Here is a 17,301-nt window from a genome sequence, read left to right on the forward strand (position 1 = left end):
AGCGGATAAAATAGTAAAGTAATCAGCTGTTTGTTCATTCATAAAAACTCAGCTTAAAAGGCGGAATATATGGGAAAAAGTGTTGTTATCTTAGGCGCTCAGTGGGGCGATGAAGGTAAAGGAAAAGTTGTCGATTTACTCACCGACCGGGTAAAGTACGTAGTACGTTATCAAGGCGGTCATAATGCGGGGCATACGTTGATTATCAACGGTGAAAAAACCGTGCTGCGTTTAATTCCGTCCGGTATTCTGCGTCAAAATGTCACCTGTCTGATCGGCAACGGCGTAGTGCTTTCACCGTCCGCACTATTACAAGAAATGGGTGAGCTGGAAAGCCGCGGCATTAAAGTACGCGAACGTTTATTGATTTCCGAAGCCTGCCCGTTAATTCTGCCTTATCACGTCGCGATGGATCACGCCCGTGAAGCGGCGCTGGGTAAAAAAGCCATCGGCACCACCGGGCGCGGTATCGGCCCGGCTTACGAAGATAAAGTGGCGCGGCGCGGTTTGCGAGTAGGCGATCTGTTTGATCGCGCGGCATTTGCCGAAAAATTAAAAACGATTTTAGACTATTACAATTTCCAACTGGTCAACTATTATAAAGTCGAGCCGGTTGATTACCAAAAAACGCTGGATGAAGTATTTGCCATTGCCGATATTATTACCGGCATGGTGGCCGATGTGACCACCATTTTAGACAGCGCACGTAAAAACAGCGACAATATTCTGTTTGAAGGCGCACAAGGCACAATGCTGGATATCGATCAGGGCACCTATCCGTATGTCACCAGCTCAAACACCACTGCCGGCGGCGTATCTACCGGTTCTGGCTTCGGTCCGCGCTATATCGGTTATGTATTGGGTATCGTAAAAGCTTACTGTACCCGTGTCGGCGGCGGTCCGTTCACGACCGAATTATTCGATGACGTCGGTGCGGAGATCGCGCGCAAAGGTAACGAATTCGGTGCTGTGACCGGTCGTCCGCGTCGTTGCGGTTGGTTTGACGCCGTGGCCATTCGCCGCGCCATTCAGGTGAATTCGATTTCCGGATTCTGTATGACCAAATTGGATGTGCTGGACGGTTTTGACGAAGTAAAAATCTGTGTCGGTTATAAAATGCCGAACGGCGATATTGTCGAATACGCACCGTTGGCGGCAAAAGACTGGGAAGGCGTTGAACCAGTGTATGAAACACTGCCGGGCTGGAAAGAAAATACCTTCGGGATCACCGATGTTAACCAGCTTCCACAAAATACCCGCAACTATATCAAACGGATTGAAGAAGTCACCGGCGTACCGGTGGATATTCTTTCTACCGGTCCTGACCGTGTACAAACCATGATTTTACGCGATCCTTTTGCGGCTTAACCGATATCAAACACATAAGGGCGAAATATATTCGCCCTTTATTTTCACTGTAATCGGCATAGCAGGGAAAATAGTTAATCAGAAAGAGGATTGAATATGCCGACCCACTGAAACATTGATTTTTATCACCGCACTTTTTCTCCGCCGCATTCTTCTAGCAGATTTGCCGTCAATTTCGCTAATATGCCGGTCATCAGAACAAAATCCGCATCAAAGCGCTGCGCAACATCTTCTTTTAAAATATCCTCGTTTTTGTCACGAATTTGATCGGCAAATTTCAACCGTTTCAAGCTGCAATCCTCATTCAACACAAAAGTTAAATGCTCTTCCCATTCCAATGCCAGTTTGCTGATCTGTTTGCCCGCCTGCAACAGCGATAGCATCTCATCCGTATCCAGCGCCTGCTGTTTACAACGGATCACTGCATTATCCTGACTGCCTTTCAACTCGGCATCTTCCAATACATTCAACCATTGCGGCAGCTTATCCTGTGCCACCCAATCGCTCATGACCAACGTCGGTTCATTGGCAAAACTCAACGGCACCACCGGCAGTGAACCCAAGGATTTACGCAATAACGCCAGCACGTCTTCCGCCCGTTTGCTTGATGCGGCATCCACATAAATCAGCTCATGTTGCGCATCAATCCACAACGCGGTTTGCTGATGTTTGCTGAATGCGCGCGGCAATAACAGAGAAACCACGTCATCTTTTAACGCCTGCTTTTCTATTTTCTTCAGTTTGCGATTTTCTTTTTGTTCCAGCGCCTCAATACGACTGTCCAGCTCACGCTTAACCACATAAGAAGGCAGAATTTTCTCTTCTTTATGCGCGACCAGCAAAATCTGCTTACCAACGGAAAAATGCAATAACTCGCTGCCGGACAACGGATTTGCCCAGCCGAATTTACTCATATCCGCTTGACCGCAAGCATGGAATTCACATTGTGCCAACTGTTGCTGCAAGCGCTCCATATCCCAATCCAGTGTTTTTGTTAGGCGGAAAATCATCGCGTGCTTAAACCAAAACATAGTAGATCCTTATTATTATTCAGGTAAAATGTATGCCTATATCGGTTTTCTATTGTAACTTATTCGGGATAAAAATATGCAACATAAATTCATTGCGTTTGTCGGCGGCGGTAATATGGCGCAGGCGATTGTTTTCGGGCTGTTAAAAAAAGACTATCCGGCACAGCACATTATCGTTTGCGATCCGAATGCGAACAGACGGGAACTGTTCGCCCGTCAAGGCGTGCAGGTCACGGCAGATAATCTGTCGGCGGTAAATCAAGCCGAAGTGGTGTTGCTGGCGGTAAAACCGCAGGTGATCGGCGCGGTCTGTTCGCCCTTAAGTGCGGTGGATTTTTCAGATAAATTATTAATTTCCATCGCCGCCGCCGTGCCGATTGCACGCTTGCGGGAATTGTTGCCCGGCGCACGGCATATCGTGCGTGTGATGCCGAATACGCCGGCGCTGGTTTCCGCAGGAATGGCGGGGCTATTTGCCGAACCGAATCTGCCTTCGGCATTTAAAACCTTTGCGCAGAATTTATTAAATGCAGTCGGCGCAAGCTGCTGGGTGGAAAACGAATCGGATATGCATCTGGTAACCGCTGCTTCCGGCAGCAGCCCGGCGTATTTTTTCCAATTTATGCACGCCATGCAGCAGGCATTGACGGCAATGGGGCTGAGCGAAACACAGGCACGTATGCTAGTGCAGCAATCCGCTTTGGGCGCGGCAAAAATGGCAGGAGAAAATCCACAAATTACGTTAGCTCAGCTACGCCAAAACGTCACCTCGAAAGGCGGTACTACCGCGGCGGCACTGGCGGTATTTGATCAGTATCAGCTTGAACAAATGGTACAACAGGCCATACAAGCCTGTGTGCAACGTTCACAAGAAATGGAAACACTGTTTTAATGAAAATCGCTCCTTTTACTTGGCTGGCACTGAGTTTTTTCGGTTATTACTGTGCCTACGGCGTCTTTGTGCCGTTTTTTCCTGTTTGGCTGAAATCGCAAGCGTACGGCGCCGAGACCATCGGCTTGATTTTGGCCTCTTCCTATTTATTCCGTTTTATCGGCGGCATTTTCTTCTCCGCCTTGGTCAAACGCGCCTCACAACTGCTGAATGCGTTGCGTTATCTGGCTTGGCTGAGTTGTGCCGTCATGTCGGTTATCGCATTTCTGGCCCAAAGTTTCTGGCTGCTATGCGCTGCAATTTGGCTATTTGCGATGTTAAATGCGGCGGGAATGCCGCTCAGTGATACGCTGGCGTCCACTTGGCAAAAGCAGATTCAGCTGGATTACGGTAAGGCGCGCTTGATCGGTTCTGCCGCCTTTGTGGTCGGCGTTACCTTATTCGGATATCTGATCGGGATTATCGGGGAAGCGTCTATTATTTGGATCTTAGCCGCGCTGCTAGGGCTGTATGCCGTGATGCAGATGAATTCGCCGCATACGCCACCCCATGACGAAGCGGAAAGTGCGGTCGAAAATACGGTAACATTCAAACAATTACTGAAAGATAACACCACATTGCGCCTGCTGATCGCCATTTCGCTAATTCAAGGCTCCCATGCGGCTTATTATGCCTACAGTGTGCTGTATTGGACGGATTCTGGTCTTTCGGTGCAGACCACCAGTTTGCTGTGGGGATTAAGTGTCGTGGCGGAAATCGTGTTGTTTTTCTTTTCTACCAAATTATTCAAACACTGGAACGTCAGCCGTCTGTTTTATCTGTCTGCACTGGCGGCAGCGCTACGCTGGGGCGTGTTGGGATCCACGCAGGAATTGGCGGTTATCGCCTCGGCACAACTGCTGCACAGCCTGACTTATGCTGCCGGTCATTATGCCATGGTGCGTTATATTACGACCCAGCCGCAAAATGCGATCGCCAAATTACAGGGATTATATAACGGTCTGTCCGGTTGCGCCGCCGTAGCGCTGCTGACGGCGCTATCTGGCGTGTTGTATCCGCTTTCGCCGTCACTAACGTTCGCTGTTATGAGCGCAGTCGCCTTAATCGCACTGTTATTTATTCCGCCGAAAGTGGAAGCCTTTTTACTTCGGAACGACGCTTCATGAAAGATTCTGCGCTGCTTGAACTGTTTCTCAACGAACTCTGGCTGGAAAAAGGCTTATCGGAAAATACCGTGCAATCTTACCGGCTGGATCTGACCGCACTTTGTCGTTGGCTGGAAAAACAAAACGGCAATCTGCTGACCTTAGATGCGGTGGATCTGCAAACGTTTCTCGGCGAACGACTGCAACAAGGCTATAAAGCCACCAGCACGGCGCGTTTGTTAAGCGCGCTGCGTAAGTTGTTTCAATATTTATACCGGGAAAAATACCGTCTTGACGATCCCAGTGCGGTATTAAGCTCGCCGAAACTGCCGGGACGGTTGCCTAAATACCTGAGCGAACAGCAGGTTACGGATTTGCTCAGTACGCCGAATACGGATGAACCGTTGGAATTGCGCGATAAAGCTATGTTGGAACTGCTTTATGCTACGGGGTTGCGGGTCAGCGAGCTGGTTTCTCTGACTATCGACAGCATCAGTCTGAATCAAGGGGTTGTACGGGTCATCGGGAAAGGCAATAAAGAACGCATTGTGCCCATGGGCGAAGAGGCGGCTTATTGGCTGCGCCAGTTTATTCTGTATGGACGGGCACATTTACTCGCCGGGCAAAGCGCCGATACGCTGTTTCCGAGCCGTCGCGGCAGCCAAATGACACGCCAAACATTCTGGCATCGGATCAAGCATTATGCCATTTTGGCGGAAATCGACTGCGATGCCCTATCGCCGCATGTGCTACGCCATGCCTTTGCCACGCATTTGGTGAATCACGGCGCTGATCTGCGGGTGGTGCAAATGCTGCTTGGACACAGCGATTTATCCACGACGCAAATTTATACCCACGTTGCCAAGGAACGTTTAAAACATCTGCACGCGCGTTATCACCCGCGCGGCTAGCGCATTACTCAATGCCGAGCAATTTATGGGTTTGCAGGCTCAACAGCCATTTCGGTTTGTTGTTACGCTGATTCAACAAGCCCAATTGGCGCACGGTATGCAACAGATTCATCTCGCCGCCGCTGTCGCAAGGCGACAGATAATAATAAGTCGCTCGAATCCGCGTTTCGATTTCCGCACAAAAATCCAGCACGTCGCCGTCCGCTACAATCCGCACTTCATCGGCGGTTTTAATACAGCGCTGGCGATATTTGTCTTGATATTCGGCTTTCGGACTCACCGCAATATAATCGATTTGCGCCGCAACGGGCTTTAATCCGTTGGTTTCAATCGCAAGAAAATAACCCGCCTGTTTTAATTGTGCCAAAAGTGCGGTGAGTTTCGGCTGAATTGTAGGTTCGCCGCCAGTGATAATAATATTCTTGGCGGAAAAAGACCGCACTTTGCGCATAATCTCGCTTAAGCGCAGCCAGCGAAAACGGTTGAATTCTGTATCACACCAAGAACAAGCCAGATTGCATTTGCCGAAACGGATAAATACACAAGGCATACCGGTATTGGCGCCTTCGCCCTGTAGACTTTCAAAAATCTCTACGATGGCATACTGCGGTTCATCCGCAGCAGTTAGCATAATCGGTTCAATCTTCATCATAGGCACAAAACGAAGTCGGCGTTTCCCATAAACGAATTGCCGATACCGGCAATCCAGCTTCCCGTTTTAGGCGCTGAAAAATAAACCGCGCGATTTCTTCCGCCGTGGTGCGGGTCGGCATACCAAAGGTTTTCGAGTTCAACTCCTGTAGCAATGCCGCAATTCGGCATTCTCGCGGGCTGCTGGTATCATAAATAAAAGCATGATCCATCGGCGCTAAAATCAGTGCGTCGACCACCGCCTTGAGATCGGTAAAATCTATTACCATGCCTTTCTTTGCGCCCTGTGGATGCAAATCGCCCGCAATTTCTACCTGTAGTTTATAGGTATGCCCGTGCAGATTCTGGCATTTGCCGTCGTGTCCGTCGAGCAGATGCGCCATATCGAAACTGAATTCTTTTGAAACCTTAAACATTTTGCACCGCACTTTTTTGTTGCAAATACTCATTCAGCCCTTTTTCGCGCAAGATACAGCTCGGGCATTCGCCGCAGCCTTGTTCAACGCCCATGTAGCAAGTATGAGTATGTGTGCGGATATAGTCCAGCGCGCCCAGCTCGTCTGCCAGCGCCCAAGTTTGCGCTTTGGTCAGATACATTAAAGGCGTCCGCAAGTTGAAGGTATAGTCCATTGCCAGATTCAGCGTAACGTTCATAGACTTAATAAACACATCGCGACAATCGGGATAGCCGCTGAAATCTGTTTCGCACACACCGGCAATAATATCGTGAATGCCGCGCCCTTTGGCATAAATCGCCGTATAAAGCAAAAACAGCGCATTACGCCCGTCCACAAAAGTATTCGGCACGCCATTATCGCCTGCTTTAATTGCGGCATCCGTGTGCATTAACGCATTGGTAGTGATGGTGCTTATCACTGAGGTGTCAATTAAGGTTTGTTTAACACCGAGATCCTGCGCAATCCAAGCGGCTTTTTCCAATTCAATGGCATGGCGCTGACCATAACGGAACGTGACCGTTTCGACGTTTTGTACGCCATAATCGGCAATCGCCTGAATCAGGCAGGTGGTGGAATCCTGTCCACCGGAGAAAATGACAACCGCTTTGCGATCGCCCGTTTGAGTTGATAGAGACATAATTTTCCTAGTTTTTTTGCGTGGGAGGGTTGCGAACCACGTGAATATCAAGTGCCGCCATTTTACCCTGAAAGCGGCAATTGTCCAACAAAAAAGCCCGTCATCACAGACGGGCTGAATTAAGATCTTGGTTGATTATTCGGCAAACGAATCTTTTAAACGTTCGTCGGCTCGCCGAGCCTCACCTTTATGTTGCAATTTATTCAGTTGTTTTTCTAATTTTTCTTCAACTTCATTAATCGCTTTATACATATCTTCCGATTGACTGCTGGCAAATAAATCACCAAGCGGCGTACCAATTGAGGCGTCAACGGAAAAACCTTGCGGAAGTTTGTTTAAAATAAAATGCGGATTGATTAACTGAGTTTGCCATTTACCTAACTTAGCAAGTCTTTCTTCGATGTGAGCACGAATTGCAGGGGTGATATCCATTTGTTTACTTGTGATATTTAGAGTCATAGCATTTACCTCTTTGTTTTAATGAAGAGTATTTCTACTCCGTGAAATCCTTTAGTAACAACATAACGTCGTTATCTTGACTTTTCAAGCACTTTATCGCGAATTTCATCGGAAAAAATAAAAATTATGATCCGGCTGGAAAATCTGAAAAAAGATACTGCCTTTTTAGTTGAAAATTGCTATGATGAGAGAGTTTTTTACCCCAAAGAGTTGCTGATTTACATTAGCAACTCTTTGTTTTAGCTTATCTTTTAAACAAGTTCCCAGTTATGCTGGCTCGTCTTGGTCAACCTTACTCAGTGGCAGGCGAGCAAAATACGCTTTCGTTTCATTCACCACCACATGACGCAGTCCAACCAATGCAATCAGGTTCGGAAACGCCATTAATCCGTTGACGATATCCGCCAAAATCCAGATTAACTCCAGATGAATAAAAGCTCCGCAGCCCACCAGCACGATAAACACCGTACGGTACAGTTTAATCCCTTTTACACCCGCCAGATAAACAAAGCAACGCTCACCGTAATAACACCACCCCAAAATGGTAGTAAAAGCAAAAAACAGCAATCCGACGGTAACGATAGTCGCCCCGATACCGCTGCCTAAGCCTTGCGAAAACGCATAATTGGTCACCGCAGCGCCCGCCATCTCTGACTGCCATGCGCCGGTCAGGACCAGCACGATTCCAGTCATAGAACAGACGATGATCGTATCTAGAAAAGTACCGGTCATGGAAATCAGCCCCTGCCGTACCGGTTCTTTAGTTTGTGCCGCAGCGGCGGCGATCGGCGCACTGCCTAGCCCCGATTCATTGGAAAAAATACCGCGTGCCACACCAGACTGAATCGCTTTCATCACCGTATAGCCCAAAGCGCCGCCCAACGCCGCCTGCGGCTCGAAAGCACTGTGAATAATCAGTGCAACAGCATCAGGCACGCGCTGCCAGTTGAAGATAATAATCACAATAGCCGTCGCCACATACAACACCGCCATAAACGGCACCAGCACGGAAGAAACCGTCGCAATGCGTTTCACCCCGCCGAGAATTATCAGCCCGACCAACAGTGTCATCACCGCAGCACTCAGCGCTACCGGCACATGGAAAGTATCGTTCATGGCATGGGTAATTGCCTGAATCTGTGGAAATGTACCGATACCGAAAAACGCTACCAACACGCCGCAAACGGCAAACAGTTTCGCCAGCCAACCCAGCCCCAAGCCACGTTCAATATAATACATCGGTCCGCCCGCCATAAAACCCTGTTTATCGCGCACGCGATATTTTACCGCCAACAGACATTCGGCATATTTAGTCGCCATACCCAGCAAGGCGACCAGCCACATCCAAAACATCGCACCCGGTCCACCCGCCTGCACGGCAGTCGCCACACCGACAATATTCCCAGTGCCGATAGTCGCGGCAAGTGCGGTACAAAGCGCGGCAAAGGCGGAAACATCACCTTTTTTTTGTCCCCGTTCTTTTTTAAATAAATAAACCAGTGCGCGCGGCAGATGAATAATCTGAATAAAGCCAAGGCGCAAAGTAAGATAAAGTCCGGTGCCGGACAACAAAATCAGCAGCGGCGGACCCCAGATAAATGAATTGATGGATGATAATATCGTTTCCAGCGACATGTGAATTCCTCGTAAAAATGACGGTTTACAAGGAGGCGAAAAGATGTTTGGCGAATAGATAAGAAATAACGCGATTTCTGTCGAAATATCAGCGTCAACGTCACCTGAATAGTCTCTTGCCCCTGTCCTTTTGCCTGAGCGTTTCAAAAACTGTCGTAAAAACGACCGCTCTTTTGCGCCTTCGGCGTCCATTTTGTGCCATTGCACAGTGGATCTCTCCAAGGGTTCGTCCAGTAACAGTCCTCGCTAATCTATTAGCACCTGAAAGATTTTACCTCGTCGGTGCAGGGTCAATTCCCTACTCTCCAGCTACCTTCATCCGAACTTGTCTTTTATCACAAGAATAAAAGTGCGGTGAATTTTAGCAGGATAAGCGCCGAAGCTCAATAACCGCCGCCGGATTTATTCAGCCTGCCGTTTACTCACAGCTGCCGACAAAATTGCGGGCAACCGAAACGGGCGCTATGCGTGTTTTTTATTTTCAATGATATACCGATAAATTCAACGGGTTTCCTTTTCCCATTTTTTTGCAATATAACTACAGCCGGGAATCAGCGTCAGTTGGCGTTCGGTAATAAAAGCCCGCAGCGCGCCGTATAATTTATCCGCTACGCCCTGCCCGCGTAAACTTTCCGATACATAGGTATGATTGGCGTTGATGGTGTTCGGATCGACAAAATAATACGTCAGTTCCGCCACTCGTTGATTATCGGCGTCGGTCAGAAAAAATACGCCGCCCTTTTCGCCCTGTTCATGCTGAATGTTCATCAATGTTTACTCCAATCTTCGCCACCATGTTCATCGCTTGTAAAATCCGCCGTTTCGCCCGGAATCGCTTTTTCTTCATTCGCCCATTCGCCCAGATCAATTAGCTGACAGCGCTTGCTGCAAAAAGGGCGATACGGACTTTGTGCCGACCATACCACCGATTTTCCACAAATCGGGCAAGGCACTGCAAAAATATCATCACTCATGTTCAGCCTCTGCCTGTTGTAAATAATAACGGTGTAATTCTAACACTTTTTGTTTTATATTTGGCAGCGATTCGCTTAACTCCCGGTTGTTGTCAATCACATCATCGGCAACACGAAGGCGCACCTCACGGCTGACTTGCGCACGCATAATATTTTTAATCAATGCCGCGTTATTGCTATCCCGCTTGGCGGCGCGTAAAAGCTGCGTTTCCGGCATCACATCCACCACCAGTATGCGCCGGCAAAGTGCGGTCAAATTATTTTCAATTAATAATGGCACCACCCAAAGCACATAAGGATAGCTCTGTGCGTGCAAACGATGCAACATAGCTTCCCGAATAGCCGGATGCAATCTATTATTCAGCCATTGGCGTGCGGTTTCATCGGCAAAGATCAGCTCGCGCAACGCTGCGCGGTTTAGCTCGCCCTGTTCGGTTACGATGCCTTCACCGAAATGCTGGACAATCTGCGCCAACAACGGCGTACCTTTTGCCACCACTTCGCGCGCGACAATATCCGCATCAACCACAGGAACGCCAAGTGCGGCAAACAAATTCGCCACAGTACTTTTACCGCTGCCGATACCGCCCGTTAAGCCTACAATATAGGTCATTCTTTTTCCTTAATGCCATCAAATAGTTATCCCGCAAAGGTATGGTTAATTTCAAGACACGAATGAGTTAATGCCCGAAAGAATACGGAATAAACATACAAATCGAATGAAGATTATTGTGGCATATCTCAGCAAAATTGCCCATATAAAAGATAAACCCCAGCCCGCCGCCCGCGCATAAAAACGGCGCAAAGGGAATTAACCGAACATGTGTGCCGCGCATACGTAAATAAAGCGCGTAACTCAGACCGCCAAAACAGGCAAGAAACACCGTTAACGCCAACTGCTGAGCGGGAACAAACCCGCCCAATCCAAACATTAGCCAGTAATCGCCGCGCCCCAAGGCTTCGCGCCGGTAACCGACTTTAGCCAGATGATACATTAAGTAGAAACTGCTAAATCCGGTCGCCGCGCCAAGCAGACTCTGTTCTAACGCCAACGGCGTTAAACGCACGTATGCACCGCCCAGCGCCAGCACAAACAACAGCTGACACAGCGCAGGCGGAATCAGACGATATTGCCAATCAATCAACGCAATAACAAACAACAAACTACAATATGCTGCAATCCACAACGCAAACGACAACGGCGAAAAACTGACGGCACAACCCAAAAACAATGCCCCGAAACCGATCAAATAGGCGTAAAACGCACCGCACTTTTTACGTTGTAATGTGGCATCGCGTGGACAAAAGTGCGGTGGATTTTGGCTGAAAATCTGCACATAATTGCGATAAACCTGCATAACCGTGTGTTCGGCAAACGTAGAAATATAATGAAACGCCCAGCTACCGACGACAATGCCGCACAATATCCCAGCGAAATAACTCATTCAATCAGCGCCCCCATAGTAAAAATCGGCAGATACATTCCCAGCATAATCATGCCGATAAGCCCGCCGATGATCAGCATTAATATCGGTTCCAACAACTGCGACAACAAGTCAATCCGATGATCAAGGCGCTGTTGATAATGCTCGGCAATATGCTGCAACATCATCGTGAGATTGCCGCTTTGCTCCCCGATGTGTAACATTTGCCGCGCTTGCGGCGGAAATAACACCGAACCGATACTGTGAGAAAATGCATACCCCTGGCGAACCCGCTGCAACATATATTCCACCTCGGCGATTAACACCGGATCGCCGTCGCACGGCGTGCCCACCTGCCAGCTTTGCACTTTCGGCAGAAAAGATTGCAACGCCTGCTCCAGCGGAACGCCAGCATGCAACATTAAGCACAAACTGCGGCAGAACGCCACCAAACGCGACAGCCGAATAATATCGCCCAATATCGGCGTATGCGCCAATAACCACTCTTTGCAACGATTAACACGACGGGAATGTTGCAAACGTAAACGGATAAATGCCACCAACAACGCGCCCAATAACACAAACTGAATAATATATTGACGCAGCCCGTCGGACAGATTGATCAGCAATGCCGTAAACATAGGCAGCGAAGCATTGTTGCCGACATACATTTGAGCAAATTGCGGCACGATAAAAATCAATAACAGCAAGGTTAAAATCAACGAAACCGCCAATACCAACAAAGGATAAAGCAGCATTTTTTGCACTTTGCGCTGCAATGCCAAGGCGCGCGCTTTATGTTGTGCAATTTGTTCGCAGACATCCACCAATCTGCCGGTTATTTCACCGGCTTTAATCAGCTGGCGTTCCTGATAAGTGAAATATACCGCTTGATGATCCAGCGCCTGTGAAAGGCTCAACCCGCGTTCAATATCGGCAATTAACAAGTCCAACCATTGATAAAGCGCCACATTGGTACAATGCTGGCGCAAGATTTCTAAACAGCTTTGCAGCGGAAGTGCCGCCTGTAGCAGCACCGCCAGTTGCATCGTCAGGTCAGTGATTTCCGCATGTTGTGGTGCGCGCGGCCATTGCCAGTCCGATTGCAACCTGAGTTGGCGCAATCCTTGCTGGAACAAGACCTGCCGCGCCGCATCGGCATTTTCCGCCACAATCTCGCCCCGCTGTTTCTGTTGTAACTGATCGATGCCCCGCCAGCGGAATCGTTTAAGTTTGCTCATCACCTTTACCCAGCACTCGTTCCACTTCCGCTAAATCCGTCACCCCCGCGTTCACCTTTTCCATGGCACTGGCATGCAAATCGGCAAAATCTGTTCGATATGTTGTTTGCTGCGCCGAAAAGTGCGGTCGTAAAAACTGATAAATACCAATGCGTCCTTTATATCCTTGATAACAATCACAATTCTCCGCCTGATGAACAACGCAGCGTTTACGCACCAAACGCTGAGCAATCACCAGCAACAGCGAACTCTCGATTTCGTGCTGACGAATACCCAGTTGCCGCAAGCGGGAAATTGCAGATGCGGCATTGTTGGTGTGCAAAGTGGATAACACCAGATGCCCGGTTTGTGCAGCGCGCAATGCCATCGCCGCGCTTTCTTCGTCACGAATTTCGCCGAGCATAATAATATCGGGATCCTGCCGTAAAAAAGTGCGCAACAATCGGCTGAAATCCAAACCGATTGGCAAATTGACCTGCGTTTGGATAATGCCCGGCAATTCAATTTCGATGGGATCTTCGGCGGTCATAATATGTTTTTCCGTGCGATTCAGCCATTCCAGCGCGGTATAAAGCGTAATGCTTTTACCGCTGCCAGTCGGACCGGTCACCAAAATCAAGCCCTGCGGTCGGGATAATGCCCGTTGTAATGCGCTTTGTTGCGCCGCTGTCATGCCGAGCTCGGCAAAACTGAGAGTTACGGGTTTATTTTGCTGTAAACGCAGCACCGCTTTTTCGCCGCGATTGGTCGGTAATACGGACAAACGAAAATCCAGCACGTCGGAAAAAGCAGTTTTAAACTGAAAACGCCCATCTTGCGGCAAACGGTTTTCGCTGATATCTAGCCTTGCCAGCAGTTTTAAACGAGAAATTAGGCGGACCGCCAATGCTGGTGCCACCGCACTCTGTTGCTGTAACACGCCATCAATTCGAAACCGCACTTGCAGACCGTCGGCTTGTGGTTCTAGATGAATATCAGACGCCTGCCGGCGCAATCCGTTTTCAAAAATCTGTTCCAGCAAACGAATAACCGGTTCATCAGTCTGCGCCAGCCCTGCCGGCGGCGTGCTAACTTCCGTCGGAGTATAAAACACCGTTTGCGGTTCCTCCGCCACAGACGGTGCCAGCGCCTGCAACAATGCTTTCAACGCTGCGCTGTCGAGTAAAACCGGTTCGACGATTTTGCCGCTGATAAACGCAAAAGTTTCGCAGGCGGCAAGATTAGCCAGATTATCAATGCCCAGCCACAGCGAATGCGTGTCTTCCTGCACGGGAAAGGCAAAATAACGCAAGAGTAACGCCCGCTGCTGGCGATTTTTGCTCCACAAGTGCGGTGTGATTTCAAAACGTTTTCCGTCTGCGGCGGTGATGCTTGGCACCGGTTCGGCGCGATAATCGGACATTGCCTTCAATCTCTAACTAGCTGCAAGCGCCTGCCGGAAAAATCTCGGCCGGCGAACAGGAAGCACTCCACGCAATGCCTTGGGCGGCATCACCATCCGGCGTTAAAATATAAGTCGTGTCAGCCAAACTGTCGCGCCCGCTCACCGTAATCACGCCGCTTTTCACTTCCACGGAAGCCACTCGCCCTCTATTTTCAAGTTTATTCTGAATGCCGTTGCTGCCGGCATGACAGTTTTCTCTGCCGCCTTGATTGTAAATGCACAGCTCCACTTCCGAGCGGTAGGGTGACGACGCCTGCAACAATTCTGCTACGGCGGCTTTTTTGGTATAATTCTGATAAGACGGAATCGCGATGGTAGCCAAAATCGCGACTATCGCAATGACGATCATTAATTCGATCAGGGTAAATCCCCGCTCAATTTTTGCCGGATAAAACAGGTGCATAGTGATTGTCCTCTATTAATCTGAACTGCCATACAAAGTATGGACGACAGTGTGACGAAAAGAAAAACGCACACCAAATGCACCGCACTTTTTTTTCGATCAGGATCGCAAAAATACTTTTTATGACGCCAAAAACACCACATATTTCTCACGGTTGGCTTACCGACGCCAGAAAACTGCCCTCGCCCCATTATGATCAGCGCCCGGATCGCCATGATATTTCGTTATTGGTAATTCATTATATCAGCCTGCCGCCGGAGCAGTTTGGCGGCGGTTATATTGACGATTTTTTTCTCGGGCAACTTGATCCCCGCATTCACCCTTATTTCCGAGAAATTTATCAGACCCGCGTTTCCGCCCACTGTTTGATCGAACGCTCAGGTCGAGTTACTCAATATGTGAGTTTTGAGGAGCGCGCCTGGCATGCCGGTTTATCCTGTTTTCAAGGGCGGGAAAAATGCAACGATTTTGCAATCGGTATTGAGTTGGAAGGCAGTAATGCGCAGCCGTTCACCGAATCGCAGTACCGTGCGCTCAGCCGGATAACCCGTCGTATCATGGCAGAATATCCGTTAATCGATAAAACTCGCATCGTCGGGCATTGTGATATTGCTCCCGGGCGCAAAATTGATCCCGGTCAGTATTTCGACTGGGAAAACTATTTGTCCCGACTGTAACAGTATGCACCGAAGCGCTACCGCTTAATAAATAACCGCCTGTTTCAGAGGATATTCAGTGCGTTGAGACACGCCTAAAAAATTCGTCAATACATTGAAAAATAACGTTATTTTCAAATTCAATCAATTATCTTACAAACTTCTGCAACGTTACTCGGACTTATCCCGCCGGTCAGTCACACAGTTATCCACAGAAATTCTGAATAACTCACAGCGCTGGCGTAAACAGCAAGACATTGCAATTACCAGCGGTGAGTCGCTGATTTTATCGGCATAAATCGCTGTAAAAAAGTGCGGTTCGAAATAGGTCAGGATCGCTTACTTAAAAAACCAAGATCCTTTGTTGCGTCGCCACCACATCAATAACGACAATGCTCCGGTGTGGATCATTTTTTTCTGTTCCACATTTATGCGCCGCCTATACACAATCTTATCCACACATTTCGGCACTTTAACTTTTGCGCTGAAAATCATGATTAGCGGTTGTTAAACCGAGCGGATTATGAAACAATTTAGCGTTATCAATATAATTAGACAAAAATTAAGGTGAGGGATAGTGATCGATTTCGATGGCTACCGTCCGAATGTGGGTATCGTGATTTGCAACCGCAAAGGACAAGTACTCTGGGCAAAAAGATACGGGCAGAATTCTTGGCAATTTCCTCAAGGCGGCATTAATGATAATGAAAGTGCGGAGCAGGCAATGTACCGCGAACTGTTTGAAGAAGTGGGACTCAGCCCAAAAGATGTCAAGATTTTGTATGTTTCTAAGCAATGGCTGCGCTACAAACTGCCAAAACGCCTGCTGCGTTATGACAGCAAACCCATGTGTATCGGACAAAAACAACGTTGGTTTTTGCTGCAACTGATTTCGGATGAAACCAATATTAACGTGCAATCCAACAAATCGCCCGAATTTGACGGCTGGAGTTGGGTCAGTTTCTGGTATCCGGTTCGTCAGGTGGTTTCGTTCAAAAAAGACGTTTATCGTAAAGCGATGAAAGAATTCGCCGCCGTGCTGTTTGATCAAAATAAAGAGCTGCTGACCGGCAAAACCACCGCTTACCGCCACGATAATAAACATGCGCAGCCGCTCAAAAAGTCCGGTTCCGCCAAATACCAAAAACGTTCATCACATAAAACAAGGGGTTAATATGTTGACCTTTTTTCTGATCTGTCTGGCGGTTGGTTCGCTGGTCGGTTTTCTCGCCGGGTTATTCGGTATCGGTGGCGGTCTGGTCATCGTGCCGGTGCTGGTTTATCTGTTACCGATGGTCGGCGTACCAGATAATCTGTTAATGTCCACCGCACTTGGCACTTCTTTCGCCACTATTGTTATCACCGGCTTTTCATCGGCCCAACAACACCACAAACTCGGCAATGTGGTGTGGGATGCGGTAAAAATTCTGGCACCGGTGATTATGCTTTCAACCTTTATTTCTGGTTTATTTATCGGCAAGCTGGACAAAGCGATTTCCAGTAAAATTTTTGCCTGTCTGGTAATTTATCTGGCAGTCAAAATGCTCTTATCCATTAAACCCAAAGCAGCGCATAAAGCGCTGACGACTACTGCATCGGTGATCGGTGGCGCGCTGATTGGAATCGCCTCCAGCGCAGCCGGCATTGGCGGCGGCGGATTTATCGTACCCTTTTTAAATTCACGCGGTATTGAGATGAAAAAAGCCATCGGCTCATCCGCGTTCTGCGGCATGTTGCTCGGTTTATCCGGTATGCTGAGTTTTATAGTCGGCGGCTGGCATACCGCCAACATGCCGCCCTATTCGCTGGGTTATGTATACCTGCCGGCGGTGATCGGCATTACGCTAACATCGTTTTTCACCTCAAAACTCGGCGCTACTACCACAACTCGATTACCGGTACCGACCTTAAAACGCTATTTTGCGTTGCTGTTGATTGCCATCGCCATTGATATGATTATTTAACCAAAGGA

At 48.5% G+C, this 17,301-nt stretch carries 19 protein-coding genes, 1 pseudogene and 2 riboswitches; of the genes and pseudogenes, 7 read left to right on the top strand and 13 right to left on the bottom strand.

Annotated elements, in window-relative coordinates:
• Window positions 1–69 precede the first annotated feature (69 nt).
• Window positions 70–1,368 carry an adenylosuccinate synthase gene (gene purA, locus BN3349_RS03370; RefSeq protein ID WP_040975913.1) on the top strand — a complete coding sequence of 433 codons (1,299 nt, stop codon included), beginning with the start codon at window positions 70–72 and terminating at the stop codon, window positions 1,366–1,368.
• A gap of 125 nt (window positions 1,369–1,493) precedes the next feature.
• Here purA and rdgC read toward each other — a convergent pair whose 3' ends face one another.
• Complete coding sequence (gene rdgC / locus BN3349_RS03375; protein WP_040975915.1) at window positions 1,494–2,399, bottom strand: recombination-associated protein RdgC; 906 nt, start codon at window positions 2,397–2,399, stop codon at window positions 1,494–1,496.
• Window positions 2,400–2,475: 76 nt separating this feature from the next.
• Between rdgC and proC the strand changes: the two genes are divergently transcribed.
• From proC to xerD, 3 genes are read left to right on the top strand one after another with little or no spacing between them, the layout of a single operon-like run.
• On the top strand, window positions 2,476–3,291 hold the full coding sequence (proC, locus tag BN3349_RS03380) for a pyrroline-5-carboxylate reductase (RefSeq protein ID WP_040975917.1): 816 nt from the start codon (window positions 2,476–2,478) through the stop codon (window positions 3,289–3,291).
• Window positions 3,291–4,457 carry a 3-phenylpropionate MFS transporter gene (locus BN3349_RS03385; protein ID WP_040975918.1) on the top strand — a complete coding sequence of 389 codons (1,167 nt, stop codon included), beginning with the start codon at window positions 3,291–3,293 and terminating at the stop codon, window positions 4,455–4,457. Before proC ends, BN3349_RS03385 begins: the two co-directional genes overlap by 1 nt.
• Entirely contained in the window at window positions 4,454–5,347 is an 894-nt protein-coding gene (gene xerD / locus BN3349_RS03390; protein ID WP_040975919.1) for a site-specific tyrosine recombinase XerD, read from the top strand. Before BN3349_RS03385 ends, xerD begins: the two co-directional genes overlap by 4 nt.
• 4 nt (window positions 5,348–5,351) lie before the next feature.
• On the opposite strand, the gene BN3349_RS03395 is transcribed toward xerD, so the two are convergent.
• The 12 genes from BN3349_RS03395 to ppdD all read right to left on the bottom strand — a co-directional run bounded on the left by BN3349_RS03395 (window position 5,352) and on the right by ppdD (window position 14,673).
• The gene (locus BN3349_RS03395; protein ID WP_040975920.1) at window positions 5,352–5,996 is read right to left on the bottom strand and encodes a 7-carboxy-7-deazaguanine synthase QueE; all 645 of its coding nucleotides are present in this window, start codon (window positions 5,994–5,996) and stop codon (window positions 5,352–5,354) included.
• On the bottom strand, window positions 5,986–6,414 hold the full coding sequence (gene queD / locus BN3349_RS03400; RefSeq protein WP_040975922.1) for a 6-carboxytetrahydropterin synthase QueD: 429 nt from the start codon (window positions 6,412–6,414) through the stop codon (window positions 5,986–5,988). The genes BN3349_RS03395 and queD overlap by 11 nt, the downstream gene beginning before the upstream one ends.
• The gene (gene queC / locus BN3349_RS03405) at window positions 6,407–7,093 is read right to left on the bottom strand and encodes a 7-cyano-7-deazaguanine synthase QueC (protein ID WP_040975924.1); all 687 of its coding nucleotides are present in this window, start codon (window positions 7,091–7,093) and stop codon (window positions 6,407–6,409) included. The genes queD and queC overlap by 8 nt, the downstream gene beginning before the upstream one ends.
• Before the next feature lies 1 nt (window position 7,094).
• Window positions 7,095–7,139, bottom strand: a riboswitch (PreQ1 riboswitch).
• A gap of 89 nt (window positions 7,140–7,228) precedes the next feature.
• Window positions 7,229–7,552 (bottom strand): ribosome-associated translation inhibitor RaiA, encoded by a 324-nt coding sequence (gene raiA / locus BN3349_RS03410; RefSeq protein WP_040975926.1) that lies wholly within the window; start codon window positions 7,550–7,552, stop codon window positions 7,229–7,231.
• A 267-nt stretch (window positions 7,553–7,819) separates the two neighbouring features.
• A complete protein-coding gene (locus tag BN3349_RS03415; RefSeq protein ID WP_040975927.1) occupies window positions 7,820–9,187 on the bottom strand; it encodes an alanine/glycine:cation symporter family protein in 1,368 nt (455 codons plus the stop codon).
• Window positions 9,188–9,299: 112 nt separating this feature from the next.
• Window positions 9,300–9,419: riboswitch (glycine riboswitch) on the bottom strand.
• A 269-nt stretch (window positions 9,420–9,688) separates the two neighbouring features.
• A complete protein-coding gene (locus tag BN3349_RS03420; protein WP_040975929.1) occupies window positions 9,689–9,955 on the bottom strand; it encodes a GNAT family N-acetyltransferase in 267 nt (88 codons plus the stop codon).
• Entirely contained in the window at window positions 9,955–10,161 is a 207-nt protein-coding gene (gene yacG, locus BN3349_RS03425; protein WP_040975931.1) for a DNA gyrase inhibitor YacG, read from the bottom strand. Before yacG ends, BN3349_RS03420 begins: the two co-directional genes overlap by 1 nt.
• Window positions 10,154–10,774: a dephospho-CoA kinase gene (coaE, locus tag BN3349_RS03430; protein ID WP_040975933.1), complete on the bottom strand. Its 621-nt coding sequence runs from the start codon at window positions 10,772–10,774 to the stop codon at window positions 10,154–10,156. The genes yacG and coaE overlap by 8 nt, the downstream gene beginning before the upstream one ends.
• A 67-nt stretch (window positions 10,775–10,841) precedes the next feature.
• Complete coding sequence (locus BN3349_RS03435) at window positions 10,842–11,606, bottom strand: prepilin peptidase (RefSeq protein WP_052461926.1); 765 nt, start codon at window positions 11,604–11,606, stop codon at window positions 10,842–10,844.
• On the bottom strand, window positions 11,603–12,826 hold the full coding sequence (locus BN3349_RS03440) for a type II secretion system F family protein (RefSeq protein ID WP_040975935.1): 1,224 nt from the start codon (window positions 12,824–12,826) through the stop codon (window positions 11,603–11,605). The genes BN3349_RS03435 and BN3349_RS03440 overlap by 4 nt, the downstream gene beginning before the upstream one ends.
• The gene (locus BN3349_RS03445; protein ID WP_040975937.1) at window positions 12,813–14,228 is read right to left on the bottom strand and encodes a GspE/PulE family protein; all 1,416 of its coding nucleotides are present in this window, start codon (window positions 14,226–14,228) and stop codon (window positions 12,813–12,815) included. Before BN3349_RS03445 ends, BN3349_RS03440 begins: the two co-directional genes overlap by 14 nt.
• Window positions 14,229–14,244: 16 nt before the next feature.
• Complete coding sequence (gene ppdD, locus BN3349_RS03450) at window positions 14,245–14,673, bottom strand: prepilin peptidase-dependent pilin (protein ID WP_040975938.1); 429 nt, start codon at window positions 14,671–14,673, stop codon at window positions 14,245–14,247.
• A 122-nt stretch (window positions 14,674–14,795) separates the two neighbouring features.
• Here ppdD and ampD point away from each other — a divergent pair, with 122 nt between their 5' ends.
• From ampD to BN3349_RS03470, 3 genes and pseudogenes are all read left to right on the top strand, one after another.
• Entirely contained in the window at window positions 14,796–15,350 is a 555-nt protein-coding gene (gene ampD / locus BN3349_RS03455; RefSeq protein WP_040975940.1) for a 1,6-anhydro-N-acetylmuramyl-L-alanine amidase AmpD, read from the top strand.
• Window positions 15,351–15,906: 556 nt separating this feature from the next.
• A pseudogene (rppH, locus tag BN3349_RS03465) lies at window positions 15,907–16,384 on the top strand (RNA pyrophosphohydrolase); the annotation flags it as partial.
• 120 nt (window positions 16,385–16,504) lie between these two features.
• Complete coding sequence (locus BN3349_RS03470; protein ID WP_040975944.1) at window positions 16,505–17,293, top strand: sulfite exporter TauE/SafE family protein; 789 nt, start codon at window positions 16,505–16,507, stop codon at window positions 17,291–17,293.
• Window positions 17,294–17,301: the final 8 nt, after the last annotated feature.

Origin of the sequence: Necropsobacter massiliensis (assembly GCF_000827595.2) — a bacterium.
Taxonomy (GTDB): Bacteria; Pseudomonadota; Gammaproteobacteria; order Enterobacterales; family Pasteurellaceae; genus Necropsobacter; species Necropsobacter massiliensis.

What these genes read in the sequence shown, in the direction of transcription:
- purA (WP_040975913.1), top strand. Translation starts at nt 70, where the DNA reads ATGGGAAAAAGTGTTGTTATCTTAGGCGCTCAGTGGGGCGATGAAGGT.
- rdgC (WP_040975915.1), bottom strand. Translation starts at nt 2,399, where the DNA reads ATGTTTTGGTTTAAGCACGCGATGATTTTCCGCCTAACAAAAACACTG.
- proC (WP_040975917.1), top strand. Translation starts at nt 2,476, where the DNA reads ATGCAACATAAATTCATTGCGTTTGTCGGCGGCGGTAATATGGCGCAG.
- BN3349_RS03385 (WP_040975918.1), top strand. Translation starts at nt 3,291, where the DNA reads ATGAAAATCGCTCCTTTTACTTGGCTGGCACTGAGTTTTTTCGGTTAT.
- xerD (WP_040975919.1), top strand. Translation starts at nt 4,454, where the DNA reads ATGAAAGATTCTGCGCTGCTTGAACTGTTTCTCAACGAACTCTGGCTG.
- BN3349_RS03395 (WP_040975920.1), bottom strand. Translation starts at nt 5,996, where the DNA reads ATGAAGATTGAACCGATTATGCTAACTGCTGCGGATGAACCGCAGTAT.
- queD (WP_040975922.1), bottom strand. Translation starts at nt 6,414, where the DNA reads ATGTTTAAGGTTTCAAAAGAATTCAGTTTCGATATGGCGCATCTGCTC.
- queC (WP_040975924.1), bottom strand. Translation starts at nt 7,093, where the DNA reads ATGTCTCTATCAACTCAAACGGGCGATCGCAAAGCGGTTGTCATTTTC.
- raiA (WP_040975926.1), bottom strand. Translation starts at nt 7,552, where the DNA reads ATGACTCTAAATATCACAAGTAAACAAATGGATATCACCCCTGCAATT.
- BN3349_RS03415 (WP_040975927.1), bottom strand. Translation starts at nt 9,187, where the DNA reads ATGTCGCTGGAAACGATATTATCATCCATCAATTCATTTATCTGGGGT.
- BN3349_RS03420 (WP_040975929.1), bottom strand. Translation starts at nt 9,955, where the DNA reads ATGAACATTCAGCATGAACAGGGCGAAAAGGGCGGCGTATTTTTTCTG.
- yacG (WP_040975931.1), bottom strand. Translation starts at nt 10,161, where the DNA reads ATGAGTGATGATATTTTTGCAGTGCCTTGCCCGATTTGTGGAAAATCG.
- coaE (WP_040975933.1), bottom strand. Translation starts at nt 10,774, where the DNA reads ATGACCTATATTGTAGGCTTAACGGGCGGTATCGGCAGCGGTAAAAGT.
- BN3349_RS03435 (WP_052461926.1), bottom strand. Translation starts at nt 11,606, where the DNA reads ATGAGTTATTTCGCTGGGATATTGTGCGGCATTGTCGTCGGTAGCTGG.
- BN3349_RS03440 (WP_040975935.1), bottom strand. Translation starts at nt 12,826, where the DNA reads ATGAGCAAACTTAAACGATTCCGCTGGCGGGGCATCGATCAGTTACAA.
- BN3349_RS03445 (WP_040975937.1), bottom strand. Translation starts at nt 14,228, where the DNA reads ATGTCCGATTATCGCGCCGAACCGGTGCCAAGCATCACCGCCGCAGAC.
- ppdD (WP_040975938.1), bottom strand. Translation starts at nt 14,673, where the DNA reads ATGCACCTGTTTTATCCGGCAAAAATTGAGCGGGGATTTACCCTGATC.
- ampD (WP_040975940.1), top strand. Translation starts at nt 14,796, where the DNA reads ATGACGCCAAAAACACCACATATTTCTCACGGTTGGCTTACCGACGCC.
- BN3349_RS03470 (WP_040975944.1), top strand. Translation starts at nt 16,505, where the DNA reads ATGTTGACCTTTTTTCTGATCTGTCTGGCGGTTGGTTCGCTGGTCGGT.